Source organism: Margalitia sp. FSL K6-0131, from assembly GCF_038008735.1.
Taxonomy (GTDB): domain Bacteria; phylum Bacillota; class Bacilli; order Bacillales; family Bacillaceae_C; genus Margalitia; species Margalitia shackletonii.
On sequence record NZ_JBBOZS010000001.1, the window covers coordinates 1,426,998 to 1,445,982 of the forward strand.

The window sequence follows — 18,985 nt, forward strand, 5'->3', positions numbered from 1 at the left end:
CGATGTTTTTTGCTATTTTTTGATAGAAATACAAAATTTGACGAAAATAGTTAATCACTGAAATACAGAATTTTTTCTGCAACTTAGAAAGAAGAATACAGTAAAGATAGGTGATTAGATGATAGAAATGCAAAATGTTTATAAAAAGTATCCCAATGGGATTATCGCAGCCAATGGATTAAATGTGCATATAAAGCAAGGAGAATTTGTCTATGTCGTTGGACCTAGTGGTGCAGGTAAATCAACTTTTATTAAGATGATGTACCGGGAAGAAAAAGCGACAGACGGCTCCATTATGGTAAATGGAATTAATCTATCCAAACTGAAAAATAGTAAAATACCATACTTCCGCAGACAGATTGGCGTCGTATTTCAAGATTTTAAGTTGCTGCCAACGCTTACTGTCTTTGAAAATGTAGCGTTTGCGCTGGAAGTAATTGAAGAACAACCAAAATCCATAAAAAAACGCGTAATGGACGTTTTAAATCTTGTTGGTTTAAAACATAAAGCGCGAATGCTTCCAACCGAGCTTTCGGGTGGAGAGCAGCAACGTGTTTCCATCGCACGCTCTATTGTAAACCGTCCACGAGTGATGATAGCGGACGAGCCTACAGGAAACCTTGACCCGGAAACATCTTGGGAAATTATGAAGATCTTTGAAGAAATTAATAATCGCGGAACGACTGTCGTCATGGCAACTCATAACCGTGAGATTGTAAATGCAATCAGACATCGTGTTATTGCAATTGAAGGTGGAAAAATCGTTCGCGACGAGAATCGGGGGGAATACGGATATGAAAGCTAGAACGTTTCAGCGTCATCTCCGTGAGAGCCTGAAAAGCCTCGGACGTAACGGCTGGATGATGTTTGCCTCAGCAAGTGCTGTTACCATTACACTATTACTCGTAGGCGTCTTCTTCGTTATTATGATGAATATGAACAAGATTGCGTCAGATATTGAAAATGATGTAGAAATTCGCGTCCACATTGATTTAACTGCTAACAAGCAGGATCAAACCGTTTTGCAAAACCAAATACAAAATATCCCGCAAGTAAAATCCGTAACCTTTTCCTCGAAAGAGCATGAATTGCAGGATTTAATTAAGAAAATGGGGAAGGACTTCGAATTATTTAAGCAAGACAATCCATTATATGACGTATTTGTCGTAAAAACGAAGAAACCTACCGATACCCCTATAGTGGCCAAGCAGATAGAACACATGGATCATGTCGAATCGGCCATTTACGGTAAAGGGAAAGTAGAAAAACTTTTTAGTGTACTAAAAGTAAGTCGAAATGTTGGTTTAGTTTTAGTCATCGGCTTGTTATTTACAGCAATGTTCTTAATCTCTAACACTATTAAAATTACAATTTTTGCAAGAAGAAAAGAAATTGAGATTATGAAATTAGTAGGAGCAACAAACTGGTTTATCCGCTGGCCGTTAGTAATGGAAGGTATCTGGCTCGGAGTACTGGGCTCGATATTGCCGATTTTCATTGTTTCAGTCGGTTATTATTACGCACATAAAATCATTGCTCCAAGATTAGTTGGCCAATTTATTCAAATCTTGAACTTCAGTCCGTTTGTGTTTGAAGTGAGCGCACTTCTTTTAGTCATCGGTGTTTTCATTGGTATATGGGGAAGTACGATGTCCATTCGCCGTTATTTAAAAGTGTAAATGAGTTCGATTTAGTTTCAAATAAATAAAACATATAACATATTTCAAGTAAGACAGTCATCATGAACGGAAAGTAGGAAATAAAGAGAAGATACTTTTCGTTCTAGATATAATACATATTAGCTTGGAAAGAGTGAGAGGGGTTTATTCATTGAAGAAACGTTCGTTATTTTCTATTGTGCTAATTTTGCCTCTAGTTCTTACCTATCATTCAAATGCATTTGCTTCTAAGCTTTCCGATTTACAGAACAAACAGAAACAAGTAGAAGACAAACGCTCCAATGTAAATTCTAGTATCCAAAAGAAGGATAAGCAGATTTCGAATATTAATGGGCAACAAATGGATTTAGAAAGCCAAATGAAACAAATAGAAGCTGAGATTAATAGTACAGATCATAAGATTCAAGAAAAGCAACTACAAGTGAGCAACACTAAAGAGCAAATAGCCGAATTGAAAAAGAATATTGAATCGTTGAAAAAGAGAATTGAAGAACGTGATCAGTTATTAAAGCAACGGGCACGTGCGATGCAAACGAATGGCGGTTCTGTCAATTATATGGATGTTATTTTGGAATCAGAAAGTATAAGTGACTTGATTGATCGCCTTTCAGCTGTGACTACTCTCGTTAATGCAGATAAAGAAATCATCGATCAGCAAAAGAAAGATAAAGCGGATTTAGAGAAAAAACAAGCAGATGTTGAAAAAAAATTAAATGCTCTTCAAGGTATGGTTAATGACCTTCAACAGATGAAATCACAATTAAATCAACAGCAAGCGAAGAAGAAAGAAATAATGACAGCACTTGCTGCACAGAAAAAACATCTTGAAGAAGATAAATTCTCCCTTCAAGAAGAGCAAAAAGTATTAGCTGCGCAAAAGTCAGCTATTCAAAAAGCAATTCAATTAGAGAAAAAGCGTATCGCTGATGAAAAAAGAAGACAACAACAGCTGCAACGTCAACAGCAACAGCATCAGCAACATAATAGCGGAGGTGGAGGTTCATCCAATCTACCACCAGTTTCATCTAGCAACTTTACAAGACCAGCTGCAGGGTATATTTCATCAGAATTTGGTTACCGTTCTGGTACGTATAGTGGTTTCCATGCAGGAATCGATATAGCAAACAGCGGAAGTAATGTACCAATTGTAGCAGCTGGAGACGGTGTCGTTGCAACTGCTTATCATTCTAGCAGTTATGGAAATGTTGTAATGATTACTCATTATTTAAACGGGCAACAATACACTACCGTATATGCACATATGAAATATTTCACTGTTAGCGCTGGGCAATCCGTAAGTAAAGGACAACAAATAGGAGTAATGGGTACTACAGGAGAATCCACTGGACAGCATCTGCACTTTGAATTTTATATTGGTCCATGGACAGGTCCACCACATAATGGAGCAGTAAACCCAAGAAACTACGTGAACTTCTAGAAGAAAAATACCACATCATTATTGATGTGGTATTTTTTATGGGATAAGGGAGTGGGTCCCTTATCCCAGTTTGTTTTAATGACCTTCTTCCTGCCATACATGGTTATCACTAGTAAGTTATTACCAAATTATCCATATCCTATTGACCTCCTATTATGTAAGCGTTTAAAATTTCAGTATATAATTGGTTTCATGTTACTAGGTCATACTAGGCATGGAAAACAAATACGAGAGCATTCTCGGTTGTTTTCTGTGCCTTTTTATTTTCAAAAAGATTTTGTTGCGACTCTAATACATAGGCAAACCTAGCCGCAACGGGCTCATTGAATCGTGTGACTATTAACATAACCAAGTTAAAAAAGCCAATTATATAAAATGAAACATGCGGAGGTGTGTGGATCAGGAAAGCCTTGAAAGGAGAAAAAAATCATAAAGAAAGTAGGGATGGTAATTGAAGAAAAGATTTTGGATTCATTTAGGTATAATTTTTACGATGATATTAAGTACTGTCATTACTTTTAAAACACAAATAGTCTCTGCAAAAGAACATTCTCCAAAAGAGTATGAAATATACCCAGTACCGCACCAAGTGACCTACCACGATGGGACGATGAAATTAAACAAACCTATTCAAGTAATATACGACGACACCATAGATTCCGTAACTAAGAAAAAAGTTGAAAACGTGTTGAAACAAAATGACTACCAAGCCCCAAGAACAGGAACGAAACCTGCTAAAGATAAAATCAATCTTTTAGTTGGTACAAAGAACTCGAGCGGCCCTGTAGATACTTACGCAACCAACAATCTAAGCAGCGAAGGAATGGATTTTTCAAAGATTGATGCTTATGATTTAGACATTCAGAACAATACCATTACTATTTTAGGAAAAGACTCAGATGCAAGCTTTTACGGTGTGGTGACTCTAAACGCAATCTTGTCTCAAGCTAAAAACAAAGAAGTACGAAATCTAACCATTCAAGACTATGCAAATACCAAAATTAGAGGATTCATTGAAGGATATTATGGAATCCCATGGAGCAACGAGGATCGCATGTCATTAATGAGATTTGGCGGTAATTTTAAAATGACATCCTATATTTTTGCGCCAAAAGATGATCCATATCACAGAGAAAAATGGGATGAGTTATATCCCGCGGAAAAATTAGCAGAAATTAAAGAAATGGCACAAGTCGGGAATGAAAATAAAACTCGCTTTGTTTGGACTATTTCACCATTAGGTGAGGTTGCAAGGATTGCTCAATCAGGCGGTGACCCAATGCTGAAACTGAAGGAAAATACCGATAAGATGCTGGCAAAATTCGATCAGTTATACGATGTTGGTGTTCGCCAATTTGGTGTTTTAGGGGATGACGTCGGCAGTCTACCAACCGATTATGTTGTCAAATTGATGAACTCAGTATCTGATTGGGCTAAGGAAAAAGGAGATGTCTATGATATTTTATATTGTCCGGCAAGCTATAATTCCAGCTGGGCATGGAATCCAGCTGAGTTGAATGCCTATGAAAAAGGATTTCCTAAAAACATACAAATTTTCTGGACTGGATCCACGACCTGTGCACCAATTGAGCAGTCTACTATTGATACCTTCAAAAATCGCAGCAATGGTGGTGTGGTGAGAAGAGATCCATTGTTCTGGCTAAACTGGCCGGTCAATGATGTGGATATGTCACGTGTATTTTTAGGAAAAGGGGAAATGCTGCAGCCTGGAATTAAAAATCTTGCGGGTGCGGTAACAAACCCAATGCAGGAAGCGGAAGCATCTAAAATAGCGTTATTTGCTCTTGCGGATTATACATGGAATACAGAAACCTTCAACGCTGATAAAAGCTGGAATGACAGCTTTAAATATATTGAACCGAATGCAACAGAAGAGCTTCATACTTTAGCGAAGCATATGTCTGATGCATATCCTAACGGCCTTGCTTTATCCGAGAGTGAAGATATCAAAGGTTTATTAGATTCCATCACTTCCAAAGTGAATAATGGGGAATCGATAAAAGATGTTGCACCAGAGGCAAAAGACCAGCTCCAAAAAATTGCAAATGCTGCAAATGGATTTTTAGCTAAAACGAAAAATAAAAAGTTAAAAACAGAGCTGACACCATTTGTGAAAGCATTAAGAGATATGGTGCTTGCGGATATTGAATTTATCAAAACCGACCTTGCCATCGAATCAGGCAATAAAGCAGATACATGGAACCATTTTTCAAAAGCAACCACCTTACGTAAGCAAAGCTTAAACTATGATCGACCAATTTTAAATGGGACGATGAAAACAAAGCCTGCGAAAAAAAGGCTGCAGCCGTTCACCGATAATTTACAGAATAAAATTACGCCAAAAGTAACAAAACTTCTTGATATTAAAAAAGAAGAAACAAAGGCAAGCATTTTTACAAATGTTGCAGCTTATCAAAACCTGCAGCTTACAGAAGAAAAAACGGTCACTTCCATAAATAATGCAGCACCTATTAAGCTGAACAAAGGCCAATACCTAGGCTTAAAGTTAAACAGAGTAAAAGATATAACCAATATCGAAGCACCTTCCGCAAAAGGTTTAATATTAGAAACATCACTTAATGGCATCGAATGGAAAAAGGCAGGTAAGAAGCCTGCAGATGCCAGATATGTAAGGCTATTGAACAAGCAAGCAAAGCCAGTTCAGTTTACATTGGGAACATTAAAGGTAACATCCTACGAGGTGGAACCAAAATCCGTAAAAGAAACTAATTATACAAGTGTTGAAAATCCTCTCGCTCTCTTTGATGGTGATTATTCGACTCCAGCATGGTTTAAAAATAGTCAGATCGCTGGAAAGTATATAACTTATAATCTGGGGCAGGAAATCACCTTGCATAATTTAAAAGCCGTTATTACAAAGACGGAGCATGACTATCCTAGACACGCCGTATTAGAGGCTTCCTTAGATGGAAACCAATGGACTACGGTGATGACATTTGGAAGTCAAAGTGGTGAAAATGTGGGAGAAGTAACAGATGATGACCAAATTGATGCGATTTTTGATAAACTTGAAGATCCATATCGAGTAAAAGAGGTCAAAAATTTAAATCAAAAAATCAAGTATATAAGATTGAAAGTTACAAGAACCAAAACAGGATCAGATAAATGGGTTAGATTACAAGAGTTAGTGATTAACGACGGTCAGTACTATCCTGAACTAAACGATCCAACCATTACAACTCCTGCGGTGAATAAAGCAGGAAACACCAAGGATAATTTGATTGATGGGAATTTGGAAACGAAGTTCGAGCCTATAGGAAAAAATGCCGGCCAAATCCTTTATCATATTGGGGAAGCAGAAAAGAAAGTAACGGGAATTACGATTTTGGAAGATCCAAACAGCTTATCCAGCGGTAAAATATCGGTGCGAACAACTAAGGGCTGGAGAAAGCTCGGAACCATTTCAGCAGGTTATCACTTCTTCCAAACAAATAAACTTCCGCAAGTTTTGGATTTGAAAATAGATTGGCAAAAAGGAAAAGCTCCATCCATATATGAGATTAAAATTGATAAAAAGTAGTGAATTGGGATAGGGGGTGTAGATCCCTTATCCCAATTTATTGTGATATGAATGAGAAGAGGGATCCGTCCACCATTTCATATTTAGGTCTATAGTCCTAATTCGCGAGATTAGGAGCGAAATTGACGAGATTATAAGCAAGATTCGCGAGATTAAGTAACATATTCACGAGAATACGAGCAAGATTCACGAGATTAGAAAAAAGACTCGACTGAAGAAGCGTATCCCGTTCCCTCCACCACATTAAACGCGTTTTTCCCTCAACAATAAATATAAAAAATAAGGTGCACCAATTAAGGCAGTAACAATTCCTGCAGGGATGCCATCTGGATCGGCAAGATTTCGCCCGATTGTATCTGATATTAGTAATATCAAACCGCCCATGAGAATCACAATCGGCATATATAATTGACTTCTGGGGCCAATGAGAGATTTGGCCAAATGCGGGGCAAGAAGTCCGATAAAAGCAATTCCTCCGGTAACGGAGACGGCAGATGCTGCGAGTGCCACAGCTGTAAGCAGCAAAACAAATCTTTCCTTTTTAAGATTCAGCCCCACTCCAATTGCAGATGGTTCAGATAACGCTAAAATATTCAAACGATTGGATTTAAACAGTGTAAATGGGATAAGAACCAGGATCCAAGGCAGAATCGCCCATATAAAAGGCCAATCTGTTCCCCATATATTTCCCGATAACCATTTACTAATGAAATCCACTTTCTCTCTTTCAGCCCCGGAAATGAATACAATCATAGCACCTGAAAGCGCCATGGAAAATCCTACACCGACAAGTACTAATTTTACAGGCTGAAAACCTACCCGTTTATTATAGGAAAAAATATAGATAAAAATCGCTGTCAAAAAGGCACCGATAAATGCAACTATCGGAAGTACAAAAGCAAAGTAATGCGCCTCAACAGGAACAAATAAATAAAAAACCGCAATAGCAACTCCAGCTCCAGAATTAATCCCGATAATCCCCGGGTCTGCTAGGTCATTCCTTGTAAGACCTTGCAAAATAGCTCCAGATACTGCTAAAGCCATCCCTGATAATAAGGTAATCAAGATTCGCGGCAAGCGTATGGAAAATAGAACAAAATCTTCTTTAAAGGTTCCATCCCCGCTTAAGATAGGCAGGATTCTATTAAAAGCGATTGGAGCATAACCAGTAGTCATTCCAATCACAGTAGTAATAATAGTTAAGCAAAATAAAATAGCTAAGATAATTCGCTGCTTTCTAACAACAGAAGGATGCATCATGATAGTACTTTCCCTCCTTTATGAACAATAAATAGAAAGAAGGGAAGTCCGATAATCGATACTATGGCAGCAATCGGTGTTTCATACGGTGCATTGATCGTGCGTGCGATAGTATCAGCTAAAGACATGAAGGAAGCTCCGAAAATAGCTGACATCGGCAAAATAAAGCGATAATCCGTTCCAACGATTTGCCGAACGATATGTGGCACCATTAAGCCGATAAAAGCTAGATTTCCAACAAGGGAAACAGCTGCACCTGCAAGAAGGACAATGATAACATATAGAATAGCTTTAATTCGTGTAATATTTTGTCCCAGACCAATCGCGACATCTTCGTTTAAGCTTAAAATAGTTAACTGTTTTGACAGAAAAATAGAAATCACGATACCAACGATGATAAAAGGAATAATCAGCTCAAGCTGATTCCATGTTGTACCGAGTAAACCGCCTGATGTCCACATGGATACATCCTTTGAAATTTTAAAGTAGAGACCAATGCCGTCTGCTACCCCGTACAGAAAAGTAGAAACCGCAGCACCCGCTAAGACAATACGAAGGGGGGAAAATCCGCCTTTTCTTATTGCTCCAATTCCAAACACAGCTAAGACACCACCGGCAGCCCCAATAAAGCAGGCAATCATAATCATAAAATAATTGGCGGATGGAATCAGTGCAACGGTGAGAGCTAGAGCAGCATTTGCTCCCGCCGTTAACCCCAATAACCCCGGGTCTGCTAACGGATTCCTTGTTAATCCCTGCATAATAGCCCCGGCAACAGAAAGGGCAGCACCAACAAATATAGCACCTATTTCTCTTGGAAGACGGATTTCGCGAATCATGGTAATCGTTTCGGAGGTTTTATTCGTGGCAATTGCATGCCAAACCTCACTTAACCCTGTCTTCGCAGCACCGAACACCATCGCTGCTATAAAAGTCATAAGGAGCAAAACAATTCCCATTATAAATTTAGTAAAATCAGATTTTACACTTTTCGTTTTCATTATATGACACCTAACTTTTCTGAGAAAAAGGGCGACAAAAATGTGCCACCCTCATTCTGATAATCTATCTATTAATTGCCAAGAAACGCCTTCCTAAAGAAATCAAGTTGATAATCTAATGTTAACGGATCATTGAAATAAAATGCTTTTGCATCGACTTCAAAGACATGCTTGTTTTTCACAGCCGGAATATTTTTGTACGTTTTTGCATTTTGGAAGGACGTATCTCCATCCTTGTTTTTACTGAAAATAACATAATCGCCTGCATATTCGGGAAGTACTTCCGGTGAAATGGCGTAATAACCAGGTTTTAAAGCAGTTTCTTCCACCTTTTGAGGCATTTTCAGCCCCATTTCTTGATATAATATTTCTGTTCCTCGACCCCAGTTATTTCCGAATACGTAAAGCTGTTTATCGAAGTTTTCAATGACAGAAACCGTTGAATTAGTCCCAATTTTCGCTTTAATTTGTTCGCCAGTTTCATGTGCCCGCTTTTTGAAATCATTTACCCAGGAAGTCGCTTCTTTTTCCTTGTTTAATAGCTTGCCAATTTCTATTTGCTGTGTTAAATAGTCTACTTTTCCGTATGTAAAGACAACAGTAGGAGCGATTTTCTTCAGCTTATCTAGATTTTTTACGTTGTCGAGACCGATAATTAAGTCCGGATTCAGTTCAATAATTTTCTCTAAATTTTCATCCGAAACTTCCGCAACACCTTTTAATTTGTCTTTAAAATTAGGATTCATTTTAGACCAAGAGTCTACGCCAACGAGATGAACGCCAAGTGACATCACATTTCCGGCAAAGCTTGATAAAACGACTACTCTCTTAGGATGAGCGGGAACCTCAACGGGTCCGTTTTCAGATTGGTATGTAATGGTATCCTTTTTATTTTCTTTTTCCTCAGCGGATTTTTTACCTGTTGTACCGGAACATGCTCCTAACATGAGAACAACAATTAACAGTAAAAACGGAATAAACTTCTTTTTCATTTTGCATATTCTCCTTTTAATAAATTGTAAGTTACACAGATTGGTTTATTTGTTCTCGGGTCCAGACCAATATCAGCATCAATATGAAATACTTCTCTAAGTACTTGTTGATTAATTACTTCATCACTGGTGCCTGCTTTCACTATTTGCCCGCTCTTTAATGCAATGATGTAATCGGAAAAACGCGCAGCTTGATTAATATCGTGCAGCACCATAACAATCGTTCTTTCTTGCTCCTTATTAAGCTTTTGCAATAGCTCCAGCACTTCTAATTGGTGAGCCATATCTAAATAAGTGGTCGGTTCATCAAGAAAGATCATTTCTGTTTCCTGGGCTAATGCCATTGCAATCCAAACACGCTGACGCTGGCCGCCGGATAATGAGTCCACTTGATGAAACTTGAACTCTGTTATCCCGGTAACCTCTAATGCCCAGTTTATGACCTCCAAGTCTTTCTTCGACAAGCGGCCAAAGCCTTTCTGATAGGGGAACCTGCCGTAAGAAACTAATTCTCCAACAGTCAGTCCTGCTGCACTTTCAGGTGTTTGCGGCAAGATTGCTAGTTTACTAGCCAATTTTTTTGTATCCACATTCGTTATGCTCTTCCCGTCCAGAATAATGGAACCTGATTGATGTGGAATAATTCGCGTCATTGCTTTCAAAAGAGTTGATTTCCCGCAGCCATTTGACCCAATAATGGTGGTTATTTTTTTTACAGGGATTTCAATCGATAAATCTTTTACAATGGAACGCTCACCATAACCAATATGTACATGATCTGTATAAAGGTGGACCATGAAGATGCCTCCAATAAAAATATTTTGTTGATATTGATAATCATTATCAGTTACAATGTCACTATAAAGTGATTCAATCTTTTTGTCAATAAACTTTTTTAAAGAGAGATAAATATATTGGAGTGAAAAAAATGAGCAAACTGGAATGCTTTGATGTAACGATTTTGGGCGGAGGGCCAGCTGGACTTTATTCTGCTTTTTACAGTGGTTTGCGAGGAATGAAAACAAAGATTGTTGAATATCAATCACAGCTAGGTGGAAAAATACATATTTATCCGGAGAAAATGATATGGGATGTCGGAGGGCATACACCTCTTCCAGGAGCAAAATTAATAAATCAGCTTGTGGAACAAGGTTTAACATTTAACCCGGAGGTTGTCCTAAATGAAAAAATTGTATCTATTTCAAAGAATGAAGACGGATTATTTATTTTAAAAGCGGAATCTGGAAACGAGCATATATCAAAAGCGGTAATTGTTGCAATTGGCAGCGGGATTATCAAGCATCAAAAACTGAATATTGAAGGTGCTGAACGCTTTGAGGTTTCGAATCTGCATTATACAGTAAAATCCTTAAAGTATTTTAAAGATAAAATTGTTTTAATTTCTGGAGGAGGAAACTCGGCCATTGATTGGGCAAATGAATTGGAGCCGATTGCGAAAAAAGTGTATGTAACACATCGAAAAGCTTGCTTAACGGGTCATGAATCGCAAATAAGCCAATTACAGTGCAGTTCTGCAGAATGTCTTGCCCAAACTCGGATTGCTAAATTAATCGCCGGAAGTGGAGATCGAATTGAGCGTGTACAACTGGAACATTGTTTCACTGGGGAAGTGACAGAGGTAGAAGTCGATGAAGTTGTAGTTAATCATGGTTTCGATATCGATGCAGCTTTGTTGAATAATAGTGAGTTGAATATTGAACTAGCAGAGCAATTTTACATTGATGGTACATCGATGAGTGAATCCTAGGTACCCGGTCTTTTTGCAGCTGGTGATATTTTAAAGCATGATGGAAAATTGAATTTAATTGCCGGAGCATTTCAGGATGCAGCAAACGCTGTTAATAAAGCAAAGCAATTTATTGATCCGACGGCTGACTCCATTGCCATGGTATCTTCCCATAATGAAGTGTTTTATAAGAAGAACAGAAAGCTCGTTCAAGAAATTGTTAAATAATGTATAAATTTATGGCAGGAGTATACGGAACGGAATTGCTTAAAAACAAGAAAGTGAGATGGAAATATGTCTCTTCACATCCGTGAAGTAACGAAAGAAAATTGGCGTTCAGTTGCCGAATTAGCGGTGTCTGAACAGCAAGCGCCATTTATTGAAAGCAATGCCTATTCGCTGGCAGAGTCGCAGTATGACAAAAAATGGATTTCAGTAGGACTGTATGACGACGAAACATTAGTCGGTTATGCCATGTTGGTCATCTCCAATAAAGCAGAGTGCATGGCTGGATCGATTTATGATTGATCAGCGCTATCAAGGAAATGGATATGCAAAGCATTTTTTACCGTTATTAATTCAAAGAATGAAACAGCAATTTTCATGCCGAAAAATTTATTTAAGTCTCCATCCGGATAATTATCCTGCTCAAAAACTATATGAAAAGTTTGGATTCTATCTTAATGGGGAAGTAGATGATTCAGGACCTGTTTTTGGGGTTGTTATGGAGTTAGAAGTAAGTTAATAATGAATTTGTTCCTAAGTCAATTAATCTGATTCGCTGTTTTTATATATCAAATTTGAATTCAACAAGTCCTATGTTTCAGAACATAGGACTTTTCTTTGTGTTGCTCATACTAGTCCAATAGTTTTCTACTAAAAAATTTTCCAATGAGAAGACATACATATTCTTAATAGACTAAATTGACAGTACCAAATTTTTTAAATATAATTTTCATGAAACCGTTTTATGAAAATGTTTCATTTTTGAATTAGGAGAAATGGCTAAATGAAGATTACAATACGTGATGTCGCAAATGCGGCTAATGTTTCACCTGCTACTGTATCACGAGTAATAAATACCCCTGAGCTGGTGGGGGAAGAAACAAAGGTTAAGGTGCAGGAGACGATCGACAAATTAGGTTTCTCACCGAATGCCATCGCTCGTGGCTTAAGTGTCCAAAAAACAAATACGATTGGTTTAATTGTACCAGGAATTTCAGACTTTTTCTTCAATGAACTTTATGTAGGGATAGAAGAAGTAGCAAGAAAAAATAATATGAAAGTGTTGCTTTTTGATTCCCAGCACAGTGAATACAGAGTTCAAGAGGGTCTTACATTTTTAAAACAGCATCAGGTTGATGGGATTATTTTCACCAGTCGCCCCATAACAAGTGACTATGATGCGATCCTTTCCCGGTTAGATGTTCCAGTAGTGTTAGCATTAACACAAAGTTATGGTACATATCCATTAAAATCATTCCGTGTTGATGATTACAAGGCTGCCTATGATGCTGTGTCCTATTTAATTTCCCGCGGTCACCAAAGAATCGGAATGATTTCAGGACCGACTACAGATATTATTGCTGGAAAAACTCGTTTAACTGGTTATAAGGCAGCGTTACAGCAATCTTCTATCCCTATTTCCGATGAGGCGATTGAATATGGGGAATTTCGATTTGAAGATGGGTACCGGGCAATGGCTAGGTTGTTGGAGAAACAAAGTACTAACAAATTGACGGCTGTTTTTGCTGCAAGTGATGAGATGGCAATCGGAGCAATGAGATGCCTCCATGATAAAGGAATTCGAGTTCCAGATGATATTTCTGTCATGGGATTTGATGATTTAAGGATTTGCCAAATGAGTACTCCGACCTTAACGACAGTGGCCCAGCCCTTGAAACAAATCGGCGAATTTGCTGTATCACACTTATTAAAATGTATGGAAGATGAATCAACAAGTATAGACAACAGTATTCATTATGTATCCCATCATATTGTTGAACGGGAATCCGTACGCATTATCGTTCCTGATTAATACAAACAATTTAAAAGTGGTGTCTGCAGTATTGCAGACTTCGTATTTTGCAGAGGAGTTAATATAGTTGAAACGAACTTGGTGGAAAGAAGCAGTTGTATATCAAGTGTACTGGAGAAGTTTCTATGACTCAAATGGAGATGGTATCGGAGATTTACAAGGGGTAATAGAAAAGCTTGATTATATAAAAGACTTAGGTGTCGACGTTATCTGGTTAAATCCTTGTTACGATTCGCCAGATATTGATTACGGTTATGATATTCGTGACTATTATTCCATTATGAAGAAGGCCGGTACCGTTGAAATTTGGAATGAATTGTTAGAAAAAGTACACGCTAAAGGAATGAAATTAATGATGGATTTAGTTGTGAATCATACATCTAATCAGCATCCATGGTTTCTCGAATCATGTTCCTCCAAAAATAATCCGAAACGAGATTATTATATTTGGCGTCCCGGAAAAGATGGGAATCCGCCAAACAACTGGCGTTCGTACTTTACGCCGTCTGCTTGGGAATATGATGAAAGAACGGATGAATATTATTTTCATTCCTTTGCAACAGAACAACCGGATTTAAACTGGGAAAACCCGACATTACGGGAAGAAATATATAAAATGATGCGCTTTTGGCTAGACAAGGGGATTGATGGATTTCGATTAGATGCCATCGCCTTATTAAAAAAACAAGATGGGTTTCCAAATGCAGAAAATCCAGATGATATTCGTTACCTGACTAATAATCCAGGAATTCATATTTTTTTACAGGAATTGAATGAGAAAGTATTAAATCGCTATGATATTTTAACGGTTGGAGAAGTTGCTTTTGTCGGCCCTGATGATGGTGTGAAATATGTTGGAGAAGACCGCAATGAACTTCATAGCTTATTTCATTTTGAAGTTTGTGATGAAATGCCAGATTGGGATTTACAGAGATATAGAGATATTCAAAACAGGTGGTATGCCGGTTTATGGAAAAAAGGCTGGAATTCTCAGTTTTTAAATAATCATGATCATACTAGGCAGGTAACTAGATATGGGAATGATAATGAATTTCGAGTAGAATCTGCCAAGCTTCTTGCAACAATGATCCATACCTTGCCTGGAACCCCATATATTTATCAAGGGGAAGAAATCGGCATGACTGGTGTTGATTATCAAAATATTGAAGATTACAAGGATATTGCATTCCATAATAAATATGAAGAGGAAGTTTCAAAGGGCAGGAATCCTTCTGAGGTGTTTGAAGAATTAAAGCCTTTGGCTAGGGATAATTCACGTTCGCCTATGCAATGGTCTGATCAGAAAAATGCAGGTTTTTCAATGGGAAAACCTTGGATAAAAGTAAATCCTAATTATAAGGAAATTAATGTGGAGAATGAATCGGCCAATCAGGATTCCGTCTTAAATTATTATAAGAATCTTATTCAATTAAGAAAACAGAATCTAGTAATGATATACGGAGATTATCAAGATATATCGAATAATGATCCTCGCATATATGCTTATACAAGAAAGTTAGATTCCGAATGCTGGTTAATTTTGTTGAATCACTCTGATAAAAGCTCTATATTCGAGATTCCGGAAACATTACAGAGAGCCAAGTATGAATTGATTTTATCTAACTATTCGGGTAAAGAGGATTGGAGAAATCTAAGACCCTATGAAGCTCGAATTTATAGGCTTATCTTTTAAATTTATCGAAACAGGGGGGAATAGGAATGGCTTTCCATGTCATTAAGGAAAATGATTTATTTTACCTATCAGATGAAAACGGTAACATTCCGCAGTCTGATCAAAATTATTTTGGGTATGGTCTATATACAAAGGATACTCGGATTCTTTCGAAATTTAGCTTTGGCGTGTGTCCAAATGTTTTAGTCCCTCTAGATTCGGATGTTTCCAATAACTATCAAGGAATCTATCGCTACACGAATCGTGAATTAGCAGAGAATGGAACGATAAAAATTCCAAGAGAAGTCCTCCTTGTAACAAGGAAACAGTTTGTTGACGGGAAGACCTTTTTCGAGGAGGTGTCCATTCATAATTACTCAGGCAATCCGATTGAGCTGACATTACAATATGATACGGATGCTGATTTTCTGGACATGTTCCAAGTACGAGGATTTGCAAGTAAAGGCAAGATAAATGAACGAACCGTCATTATAGAAGGAAATTCTTTAAAGCTGTCGCATGTGGCTCAGGATGGGGTGGAAAGCAAGGTATATCTTCACGGAGAGTTGTTGAATGGGGAAAAGGACTTCTTCACTATAGAAAACCATGGTGATTCTATCAGGCTATCAAAGCAAGTCTCCATTGGCGGACATGATACTTTGAATTATATTATTGCAGTAGATTTCGCTGAGCTTACGGATCATTTATCTGCCACTCTTCAAGTAAAACAAAGTAATGTAGAAAAGTCTTATCAAATTTGGGAAGAAGGAGCACCAAGAGTAGTTGGTGATGATCGTTTCGAAACTTGGTATAACAGAGGTTTAGCAGATATCCGTATGCTATTAACGGATATTGGGTATGGTTCCTTTCCAGTCGCCGGAGTGCCGTGGTTTGCTGTACCGTTTGGCCGCGACAGTCTCATTACAGCTTTTCAGCTTCTTTCTGCCCATCCGGAAGTAGCAAAAGGAACATTAAAGACAATGGCTGCATTTCAAGGAACGAAAGTCGATTCTTGGCGTGATGAACAGCCAGGTAAAATTATGCATGAACTCCGTGCAGGAGAGGTTACAAGAACAAAAGAGCTTCCATTCGGTCCTTATTACGGAACAATCGATGCGACACCTTTGTTTTTAATACTGGCCGCAGAATATTTGCTATGGACTGGAGATATCGAATTTATTAAGGATTTGTTACCTACAGTAGAACGAGCTTTCGAATGGATTGAAAATTATGGTGATCGTGACGGAGATAGCTTTGTCGAATATTATCAGGAAGCCAGTAAAGGACTTGCTAACCAAGGATGGAAGGATTCCGGTGATTCCAACGTTCACAAAGATGGTACCCTTGCAACAGGTCCCATAGCGCTAAGTGAGGTCCAAGCATACACATATAGAGCTTATGAGCAATGGTCTCATATTTTTGCTTTGCTAGAAAACGATATACTTAGCAGAGATTTTGCTGAAAAGGCAAAAAACCTGCAGACTAATTTTATGAAGGAATTTTGGATGGAAGACGACCATGCCGTTGCACTTGCATTAGATGGCGAGAAAAAGAAAGTTGCGAGTATTTCTTCTAATGCCGGGCAAGTGCTTTGGGGAGGCATCCTGCCTAAAGAATATGCAGACAAATTAATAAATCGCTTACTGGAAGATGACATGTTTAATGGGTTTGGAATCCGTACCTTGTCATCTAAGGAAATTGGCTATAATCCGCTTAGTTATCACAATGGTTCTATTTGGGCTCATGATAATTCTTTAATCCTTTCTGGAATGCAGAAATATGGCCGTAAAGATGCAGTTCGTACTTTAACAGGAGGTTTATTAAAGACAGCATCCTATTTTCCTTTCATGCGCCTGCCTGAGCTGTTTACAGGGTTTGGAGAGAGTGAAACAAAGAAGCCAATTCCATATCCGGTATCCTGTTCCCCGCAAGCGTGGGCTGCAGGCACACCTATTTTGGCGTTGCAAGCGATCTTAGGTTTGGTTCCAAATGCTAATAAAGGGATTATTTCTATCAATCCTGTTTTGCCAGTTGGAATAGCGGAGCTTAAAATCGAAAATATACGTATTGCAGGCGGAACGATAAGTATCCTTTTACAGAGAACCGAACAGGACCAGACAACATTCAGTATCTTAAAAAATACTACTGGATTCGATATGCAAATAGAGGCATAAAAGGGGAATATTCATTACTACTCTCTCAAATATCTAAAAATTTGGGAGAGTGGAAATATTATTCTATTAAATAAAGTTATATATTGACTACTCAAGAGTATACGGTGTATATTGAAAAATGTAAGCGGTTTATGAAAATGTTTCAAACAATCATATACTTATTCAAAGGGGGAAAAGGTATGAAACGTAGATTACTAGGAGCAGCTACAGCAGTTGTGATGAGTGTAGGGTTAATAGCAGGATGCAGCTCGAACAGCAGCGGTAATACCGATGGTGGAAAAGTAACATTAAAACTGGGGATGTGGGCATCTAGTCCAGCAGAGAAGAAATTAGTAGATAAGCAAATCGCTGCTTTTGAAAAAGCGAACCCAAATATTAAAGTAAAAGAACAGGTCATAACAGGGGACTATTTACAAGCATTACAGCCGATGTTAGCGTCTAAAACGGCTCCAGATATTTTCTATGTGGATGCTTCTTATGCACCTACACTGGAAGATTCCGGGGTATTAGCAGAACTTGACGATTATATAAAGAAAGAAAAAGTAGATACAAGTGATTTCGCACCGGCAGCTTTGGAAGCGTTTCAATGGAAAGGCAAGACATATGGATTGCCAAAAGACTATAACACAATGGCTTTAGAATATAATAAAGATTTATTTGCAAAGGCTGGAATCTCTGAGCCACCAAAAACATGGGATGAGCTGATCAAGGATGCAGAAATCTTAAAATCCAAAGGGATTGCGCCGCTTTCCATGCCAATTGATGTCGCACGTTATTATCCTTTTATTACAGAATTTGGTGGAAGCTATTATGATAGCTCGGCAAATAAAGTAACATTGGACGATTCTTCAAACGTAGCTGGTCTTAAGTTCTTTTTAGATAATATTCATAATAAAAACATCGTTCCACCAAAGGATTTAGGTGGTGACTGGGCAGGCGTGCCGTTCTCTCAAGGGAAAGTAGCAATGGCTCTTGAAGGTGCATGGGTCCTTCCGTTTATGGCAGATTCAGCTCCTAATGTGAAGTTTGGAATTTCTGATTTCCCATCTGCTGATGGAAAAAGCGGTAATATGACGTACACTGTAAGCTACTCAATGGCAAAGTCAACGAAGCATCCAAAAGAAGCAGCAAAATTATTATTCTTTATGACAGGCAAAGAAGCGGAAAAAATGACGGCCGATTCAGGACTTGCAATTCCATCTCGTGTCAGCCAACAAAGTGCATTCTTGGATAAAAATCCAGAATATCAGGCATTTGTAAATGGGATTAAAAGTGCCACTCCATATCAATTTGGTACTTACGGACAAAACTTTGTAGATGCGATTAACAAAGCTACCGAACAAGGTGCATTAAAAGGATTATCTCCGGAAAAAGTCTTGAAACAAGCTCAGCAAACAGTTGAAAGCCAATCACAACAATAAT

Annotated in this window: 12 protein-coding genes and 2 pseudogenes; 10 read left to right on the forward strand and 4 right to left on the reverse strand. The window is 38.1% G+C overall.

The window, feature by feature from the left end; genetic code table 11:
- Window positions 1-118: 118 nt before the first annotated feature.
- The 4 genes from ftsE (at window position 119) to NSQ59_RS06810 (ending at window position 6,679) form a co-directional block, all read left to right on the forward strand.
- Window positions 119-805 carry a cell division ATP-binding protein FtsE gene (gene ftsE / locus NSQ59_RS06795; protein WP_055738721.1) on the forward strand — a complete coding sequence of 229 codons (687 nt, stop codon included), beginning with the start codon at window positions 119-121 and terminating at the stop codon, window positions 803-805.
- Entirely contained in the window at window positions 795-1,679 is an 885-nt protein-coding gene (ftsX, locus tag NSQ59_RS06800; protein WP_055738722.1) for a permease-like cell division protein FtsX, read from the forward strand. Before ftsE ends, ftsX begins: the two co-directional genes overlap by 11 nt.
- Before the next feature lie 151 nt (window positions 1,680-1,830).
- Window positions 1,831-3,117 (forward strand): murein hydrolase activator EnvC family protein, encoded by a 1,287-nt coding sequence (locus NSQ59_RS06805; protein ID WP_340830335.1) that lies wholly within the window; start codon window positions 1,831-1,833, stop codon window positions 3,115-3,117.
- Window positions 3,118-3,568: 451 nt separating this feature from the next.
- Window positions 3,569-6,679, forward strand: a complete 3,111-nt coding sequence (locus tag NSQ59_RS06810; protein ID WP_340830337.1) for a beta-N-acetylglucosaminidase domain-containing protein — start codon at window positions 3,569-3,571, stop codon at window positions 6,677-6,679.
- Window positions 6,680-6,922: 243 nt separating this feature from the next.
- On the opposite strand, the gene NSQ59_RS06815 is transcribed toward NSQ59_RS06810, so the two are convergent.
- The 4 genes from NSQ59_RS06815 to NSQ59_RS06830 form a co-directional block, all read right to left on the reverse strand.
- Entirely contained in the window at window positions 6,923-7,939 is a 1,017-nt protein-coding gene (locus NSQ59_RS06815; RefSeq protein WP_055738729.1) for a FecCD family ABC transporter permease, read from the reverse strand.
- A complete protein-coding gene (locus NSQ59_RS06820; RefSeq protein WP_083489230.1) occupies window positions 7,936-8,940 on the reverse strand; it encodes a FecCD family ABC transporter permease in 1,005 nt (334 codons plus the stop codon). Before NSQ59_RS06820 ends, NSQ59_RS06815 begins: the two co-directional genes overlap by 4 nt.
- 71 nt (window positions 8,941-9,011) lie before the next feature.
- Window positions 9,012-9,932 (reverse strand): iron-hydroxamate ABC transporter substrate-binding protein, encoded by a 921-nt coding sequence (locus NSQ59_RS06825; protein ID WP_340830340.1) that lies wholly within the window; start codon window positions 9,930-9,932, stop codon window positions 9,012-9,014.
- Complete coding sequence (locus tag NSQ59_RS06830; protein ID WP_340830342.1) at window positions 9,929-10,729, reverse strand: ABC transporter ATP-binding protein; 801 nt, start codon at window positions 10,727-10,729, stop codon at window positions 9,929-9,931. Before NSQ59_RS06830 ends, NSQ59_RS06825 begins: the two co-directional genes overlap by 4 nt.
- A 131-nt stretch (window positions 10,730-10,860) precedes the next feature.
- Here NSQ59_RS06830 and NSQ59_RS06835 point away from each other — a divergent pair.
- From NSQ59_RS06835 to NSQ59_RS06860, 6 genes and pseudogenes are all read left to right on the forward strand, one after another.
- Window positions 10,861-11,907: pseudogene (locus NSQ59_RS06835) on the forward strand (NAD(P)/FAD-dependent oxidoreductase).
- Between the two features lie 66 nt (window positions 11,908-11,973).
- A pseudogene (locus NSQ59_RS06840) lies at window positions 11,974-12,424 on the forward strand (GNAT family N-acetyltransferase).
- 264 nt (window positions 12,425-12,688) lie between these two features.
- A complete protein-coding gene (locus tag NSQ59_RS06845) occupies window positions 12,689-13,717 on the forward strand; it encodes a LacI family DNA-binding transcriptional regulator (RefSeq protein ID WP_055738734.1) in 1,029 nt (342 codons plus the stop codon).
- A 67-nt stretch (window positions 13,718-13,784) separates the two neighbouring features.
- The gene (locus NSQ59_RS06850; protein ID WP_055738735.1) at window positions 13,785-15,410 is read left to right on the forward strand and encodes a glycoside hydrolase family 13 protein; all 1,626 of its coding nucleotides are present in this window, start codon (window positions 13,785-13,787) and stop codon (window positions 15,408-15,410) included.
- A gap of 26 nt (window positions 15,411-15,436) precedes the next feature.
- Entirely contained in the window at window positions 15,437-17,563 is a 2,127-nt protein-coding gene (locus NSQ59_RS06855) for an amylo-alpha-1,6-glucosidase (protein WP_055738736.1), read from the forward strand.
- 179 nt (window positions 17,564-17,742) lie between these two features.
- On the forward strand, window positions 17,743-18,984 hold the full coding sequence (locus tag NSQ59_RS06860) for an ABC transporter substrate-binding protein (RefSeq protein WP_055738737.1): 1,242 nt from the start codon (window positions 17,743-17,745) through the stop codon (window positions 18,982-18,984).
- Window position 18,985 lies beyond the last annotated feature (1 nt).